Here is a 6258-nt window from a genome sequence, read left to right on the forward strand (position 1 = left end):
GCAGGCCGAGCACCGCGCGCCGCCCCGCCGTCGGCACGTCGTGCCGGGCCGCGCCCTGCAGGACCCTGACCGGTCCCAGGAGCTGTACCTGCACGTGTGCGCCCCCCTGCACCATCTCCGCGTCCCCGCCCCGTGTGAAGGAAAAGTTGTCGTCCAGTCGTCATCCAGTCGCGGTTCCTACCGTAATCGAAAGATCGAATCGAGGGGGACGATGCTGCGTCTGCATGCAAACGAACATCCGCAGGGACCGCCGGCCGGGGTGGCCGAGGCCCTGCACGCACTGGTGCCGGACGTGCACCGGTACCCGGTGGGGGAGGGCGCCCTGCAGGCGGCGATCGCCGAACTGCACGACGTCCCGCTGAACCGGGTGCTGGTCGGTGCGGGCAGCGCCGAGATCATCGGCCTGGCCTGGCGCGCGTTCACCGGGCCGGAGCGGCCGGCGTTCTTCCACGAACCCGAGTTCGACTTCTACCCGATGCTCGGCGTCCAGTGCGGCACCCCGACGGTGACCCGCCCCTGGCCGCCCGGCGAGGACCTGGCCGACCACCTCCGGCAGGCGCAGGTCGGCCTGGTCGCGCTCTCCAACCCGCACAACCCCACCGGCTCCTGGCAGCCCCGGCAGGCGGTCGCCGACCTGGCCGGCCGGCTGCCCGACAGCACCGTCGTGCTCAACGACGAGGCGTACCACGACTACGCGGACGAGGCGGACGCCGGGCCGTCGCTCAAGACCCTGTCGGAACTGCCCAACCTGCTGACCACCAGGACCTTCTCGAAGATCCACGGTCTGGCCGGCCTGCGGGTCGGCTACGGCATCGGCCACGCCCGGCTGATCGGCGCGCTGCGCTCGCTGCAGACGCCGTTCACCGTCAGCAGCGCGGCCTGCTCCGCCGCGCTCGCCTCGCTCGCCGACCCGGCCTCGCTCAAGGAGCGCCGCATCCGCAACCGGGAGAACCGCGAGGCGCTCGCCGGCGAACTCGCCCGGCGCGGCTTCGAGGTGACGCCCAGCCAGGCCAACTTCCTTTACGTACGACCGCCGGACGGCCCCGCGGACTGGGCGGCCGTCCTGCTGGACCGGGGGGTCCGGGTCCATCCCGTCGGCGCCGCCCTGCGGGTGACCGTCGGCACCGCCGCCGAGACCGCGGCCCTCGTCGCCGCGGTCGACGCGATCCTGATCGGCTTTCGCACACAACACCTGGGGGAACCATGACCGTCTCGGTCATCGACGACGTCTTCAACCACACGCTCTCCGCCTACGCCATCTCGACCGCCTGGGAGACCGGCCTGCTGGACCGGCTGGACGGCTCCGAAGCACCCGTGGACCTGCGGGACTTCGCCCGCGAGCAGGACCTCGACGCGCCCTCCGTCGAGGCCGTCGCCCGGGGCCTGGCCCTCGCCGGGATCGTCGCGCTCGACCCGGAGCACCGCTTCGCCGAGCCCGGCCCGCAGTTCGCCGAGACCATGGCGAAGAAGGGCTTCTTCTACTGGCTGACCCGCGGCTGCGGCGAACTCTTCACCACCATGCCGGAGCTGATCCGCACCGCGAACCGCCCCGACGGGTTCACCGTCCGGCGCGACTACAAGGCCATCGGCCTGGGCGCCCGCGACGCCGGATTCTCCTACGTCGACCCCGCGTTCTACCGGATCGTCGCCGAGCGCAACCTGCGCTGCGGCGCCGACCTCGGCTGCGGCAGCGGCGAGCGGCTGATCAAGCTGGCCGGGCAGGACCCGGAGTTCCGGGGCATCGGCGTCGACTTCGCCGCCGGCGCGGTGGCCCTGGCCACCGAGTCGGTCGCCCGGGCCGGCCTCGCCGACCGGATCTCGGTGGTCCACGGCGACGCGACCGCGATGGAGCACCGCCCCGAGTTCGACCAGGTCGACTTCGTCTGCACCTTCATGATGGGCCACGACCTGTGGCCGCGCGAGGAGTGCCTGACCAGCCTCAAGCTGATCGGCGAGGCCTTCCCGGCGGCGACCGACCTCATCATCTGCGACACCTACCGCTCGGACCTGCCCTCCACCGACCGGCACCCGGTCTTCACGCTCGGGTTCGAGACCGCGCACGCCGTGATGGGCCAGATGATCCCCTCGCTCGCCGAGTGGAAGGACGTCCTCGCCGAGGCCGGCTGGAACCTCGCCGACGTCGTCGACTTCGACCTGCCCCCGTACACGGCGCTGATGCACCTGACCCGCGAGAGGACGCACGGATGAGCGACCGCGCTGCGACCGGCAGGCACATCCTCGTCCTCAACCGCTTCGACCGGTCGGTGGGCTGCGACTACACCGCGTACATCGACCACGGCACCGACCGGGTCGCCTACCTCTGCTCGGCGGCGGGCGCCGACGGCGTCGACGCCGCCGCGGCGGAGACCGTGGCCGTCGTCGACGACCTCGCGGACCGGCCGGCCGTCGCCGAACTGGCCCGAGGCATCGTGGACCGCCACGGCCCGCTGGACCAGGTCGTCGCGCTCTTCGAACGCGACCTCGAGGTCGCCGCGGACCTGCGCGAACTGCTCGGCGTCCCCGGCCCCCGGCCGGACGACGTGGCGCGGGTCCGCGACAAGGTGACGATGAAGCAGCTGGTCGCCGCGGCGGGCCTGCGGGTGCCGCGGTTCGTCGACGCCGACGATCCCGGGCAGGTCCGCCGGTTCGCCGCCGAGGTCGGCTTCCCGGTGGTGCTCAAACCCCGCGACGGCTCCGGGAGCCAGGGCATCTGCCTGGTCAACTCCCCGGCCTCACTGGAGGAGACGCTCGCCGACCCGCTGCCCAACCACGTCTGCGAGGAGTACGTCAGCGGGCCGATGTACCAGGTCGACGGGGTGATCCAGGACGGGCGGGTGCGGGTGCTGCGGGCCTTCCGGCTGCTCAACACCTGCCTGGACTACGCCCTGGGCGACTCGTTCGGCTCGGTGGCCGCGGACGACCCCGAGCTGGAAAGGCGGCTGACGGGGTACTCGGAGGTCGCCCTCACCGCCCTCGGCGTGCGCAGCAGCGTCTTCCACCTCGAAGTGTTCGCGGTCGACCCGACCGGGCCCGGCGAGTACGACGGGCTGGTGTTCCTGGAGGTGGCCGCACGCGCCGGTGGTGCGGAACTCCCGCACATCTGGCGCGACGTGTACGGGCTCGACCTGCTGGAGGTCGCCACCCGACTGACCCTCGGGGAGTCCCCGGACCTGACCCCGCCCGACCCCGCGGGCGAGGCCGGCGGCTACCTGCTGATCCCGGAGCCCCCGGTGCGTCCCTGCCGGGTGCTGTCGACCAGGTCGCTGCTCGCCGAGGTGCCCGAGATGTACGCGGAGGTCCTGCCCGAGGTGGGCGCGATCCTCAACGGCACCGGCGGGGCGAAGGAGACCGGCGGCCGCTACCGGTTCAGGGCGGGCAGCGGCCGCCGCATCGAGGAGGCGATCGGCCGGGTGCTCGCCGAGTACCGGCTCGACTGGGAGCCGGTGGAGGACCGGCCGGTGGCGCGGGTGGCCGGACGGGCGCAGTCGGTGGCGCGCCCGTGAGCAGGCCGCCGACGGCGGGCTTCGGCCAGGTGCTCGCCGTCCGCGAGTTCCGGATGCTGTGGCTGGCCCAGCTGGTCTCGGTGGGCGGCAACCAGCTCACCCGGGTGGCACTGTCCCTGCTCGTCTTCGACCGCAGCGCATCGGCGGGGCTGGCCGCGCTCACCTACGCCCTGACCCTGCTGCCGGAACTCGTCGGCGGGCCGATGCTGTCCTGGCTGGCGGACCGCTGCGCGCGGCGCGGGCTGATGGTGGTGTGCGACCTGGTCCGCACCGGCCTGGTCGCCGTCATGGCGATCCCCGGCACGCCGCTGTGGCTGCTGTGCTCGCTGGTCGTCGCGGTGCAACTGGCCCAGTCGCCGCACCTGGCGGCCCGGTCGGCACTGCTGCCGACGATCGCCCCCGGGGACCACTACCTGCCCGCGTCGGCGGTGGTCAACCTGACCGCCCAGCTCGGCCAGCTCGCCGGGTTCGCGGCGGGCGGCGCGGCGGTCGCGGTGCTCGGGCCCTCCCGGGCCCTGCTGCTCAACGCGGCCACCTTCACCGTCTCGGCCGTGCTGACCCGGTACGGCCTGGAGCGGCGCCCGCGGCCGGCCGGCGGCCCGCCGACCGGCGGCCGGTGGAGCGTGATCACCGGCGGCGCCGGCCTCGTCCGGGCCGACCGCCGGCTGCGCCTGCTGGTGGCGTTCGGCACGGTCTCCGGCTTCTACGCCTGCAAGGAGGGCCTGGCCACGCCGTACGCCCACGCCCTGGGACAGGGGCCGACCGGGGTGGGCCTGCTGCTCGCGGCCAGCCCGGCCGGCGCGGTCGTCGGCATGTTCGTGCTGACCCGCTGGGTGAGCCCGGACCGCGGCCTGCGGCTGCTCGGGCCGCTGTCCGTCGCCTCCTGCGCGGTGCTGACCTTCACCGTGCTCTCCTCGAACACCGCCGTGACCTGCGCGCTGTGGGCGGCCTCCGGAGTGTTCTCGGCGTTCCAGGTCCCGGCGAACGCCGAGTACAGCCGCTCCGTCCCCGACTCCGAGCGCGGCAAGGCGTTCGGACTGGCCTCGGCGGCCGTCCGGATGGCCCAGGGGGTCGGCATCTCCCTGGCCGGCCTCGCCGCAGACCACGCCCCGGCGTCCGTCGTCATCACCGTGTTCGGCGCCGTCGGGGCGGCGGTCTCCGCCGTCCTGGCGCTGCGGTGGTCCCGGATGCCGGGCCGCCCCACCGAAGCAGCGGTGGTCGAACCCGTCACGGCCCCGATCCGCCCGTTCCCCCGTCCCCGTGCCTCGTCCAAGGACCTCGAATGACCCTCACCGCTCCACCCGCCACCGAGCCGCGACCGGGGGAGCACCTGCGCGGCACCCTGCGCCAGCGCCACCTGGGCATGCTCGCCCTGGGAGGCGTGATCGGGTCCGGCCTGTTCGTCGGCTCCGGCGCGGGCATCGCCGCGGCCGGACCGGGGATCGTGCTGTCCTTCGCGGCGGCCGGCGTCCTCACCGTGCTGGTGATGCGGATGATGGCCGAGATGGCCGCCGCCCACCCGTCCAGCGGCTCGTTCTCCGAGCACGCGGAACGTGCCTTCGGCGCATGGGCCGGGTTCACCATCGGCTGGCTGTACTGGCTGACCCTGGTCGTGGTGCTCGCCCTGGAGTCGACCGCGGCCGCCGTCATCGTGCACGGCTGGCTCCCGGCCGTCCCGCAGTGGCTCATGGTGCTGCTGTTCATGTCGGTCTTCACCGCGGTCAACCTCACCGACGTGCGGAACTTCGGCGAGTTCGAGTTCTGGTTCGCCCTGGTCAAGGTCGCCGCGATCGTCGCCTTCCTGGTCGTCGGCGTGCTGGCGATCGCCGGAGTGCTCCCCGGCGGGGACACCGGAGCCCTGGACGGCGACCTGCTGCCGCACGGCTGGGCCGGCGTCGCGGCCGGACTCACCACCGCCGTCCCGGCGTTCGGCGGCCTGGAGGTCGTCACCATCGCCGCCGCCGAGTCCGACGACCCGGCCCGGGCCACCGGGCGGGCCGTCCGCGCCGCGGTCTGGCGGATCGCCGTCTTCTACCTCGGCTCCATGGCGGTCGTGGTCAGCCTGCTGCCGTGGTCCGACCCGCAGGTCGGCGCCGGCCCGTTCGCCGCCGTCCTCGACCACGTCGGCGTTCCCGCCGCGGGACAGGTCATGCGGGTCGTCGTGCTGCTCGCCCTGCTGTCCGCGCTCAACGCCAACACCTACGCCGCCGCCCGGATGGCCTTCTCGCTGGCCCGCCGCCGCCAGGCGCCCGCGCTGCTGGCACGGCTCGGCCGGACGGGCGTCCCCCGTGCGGCCGTGCTCGCCTCGGCCGCGTTCGGATTCGTCGGAGTCGTGCTCAACCTGCTCTGGCCGCGCACGGTCTTCCTCCACCTGCTCGACGCGGTCGGCACGGTGCTGCTGCTGGTCTGGATCCTGGTCGCCTGCTCCCAGCTGCGCCTGCGCCGGCGCCTGCCGGCCGACTCGCCGGTGCGGATGTGGGGCCACCCGTACCTGAGCTGGACCGCGCTGGCCGCCATGGTCGCGCTGCTCGGGCTGATGCTCGTCGATCCCGGCACCAGGATCCAGCTGATCAGCACGGCCGTGCTCGCCTCGGTCGTCCTCGCCGCCGCCCTGATCCGTGGCCGCCGCGCAACCGCGGCTGCCGAACAGTAGAGAGAGATCCATGGACCGCATCTCCCTGACCCGCGCGTACCTGGCCGAACTGGGTGCGCCGGGCGGCCGGGTGTGCCTTCCGCCGGGTGGACGCGGCTTGAC

The 6258-nt window shown here is 73.8% G+C and carries 5 protein-coding genes; all 5 read left to right on the forward strand.

Features of this window, described 5'->3' with window-relative positions; all coding sequences use genetic code 11:
• Positions 1 to 211: 211 nt before the first annotated feature.
• Genes ABZ641_RS23035 through ABZ641_RS23055 form a run of 5 tightly spaced genes read left to right on the forward strand, consistent with a single transcriptional unit; the run spans position 212 to position 6156 of the window.
• Positions 212 to 1207, forward strand: a complete 996-nt coding sequence (locus ABZ641_RS23035) for an aminotransferase class I/II-fold pyridoxal phosphate-dependent enzyme (RefSeq protein WP_359984466.1) — start codon at positions 212 to 214, stop codon at positions 1205 to 1207.
• On the forward strand, positions 1204 to 2208 hold the full coding sequence (locus ABZ641_RS23040) for a class I SAM-dependent methyltransferase (RefSeq protein WP_344624799.1): 1005 nt from the start codon (positions 1204 to 1206) through the stop codon (positions 2206 to 2208). Before ABZ641_RS23035 ends, ABZ641_RS23040 begins: the two co-directional genes overlap by 4 nt.
• Positions 2205 to 3503 carry an ATP-grasp domain-containing protein gene (locus ABZ641_RS23045; protein ID WP_344624798.1) on the forward strand — a complete coding sequence of 433 codons (1299 nt, stop codon included), beginning with the start codon at positions 2205 to 2207 and terminating at the stop codon, positions 3501 to 3503. The genes ABZ641_RS23040 and ABZ641_RS23045 overlap by 4 nt, the downstream gene beginning before the upstream one ends.
• A complete protein-coding gene (locus tag ABZ641_RS23050) occupies positions 3500 to 4789 on the forward strand; it encodes an MFS transporter (RefSeq protein WP_359984470.1) in 1290 nt (429 codons plus the stop codon). The genes ABZ641_RS23045 and ABZ641_RS23050 overlap by 4 nt, the downstream gene beginning before the upstream one ends.
• On the forward strand, positions 4786 to 6156 hold the full coding sequence (locus ABZ641_RS23055) for an amino acid permease (protein WP_359984473.1): 1371 nt from the start codon (positions 4786 to 4788) through the stop codon (positions 6154 to 6156). Before ABZ641_RS23050 ends, ABZ641_RS23055 begins: the two co-directional genes overlap by 4 nt.
• Positions 6157 to 6258 lie beyond the last annotated feature (102 nt).

It is taken from the genome of Kitasatospora sp. NPDC007106, assembly GCF_040634455.1.
Taxonomy (GTDB): Bacteria; Actinomycetota; Actinomycetes; order Streptomycetales; family Streptomycetaceae; genus Kitasatospora; species Kitasatospora arboriphila.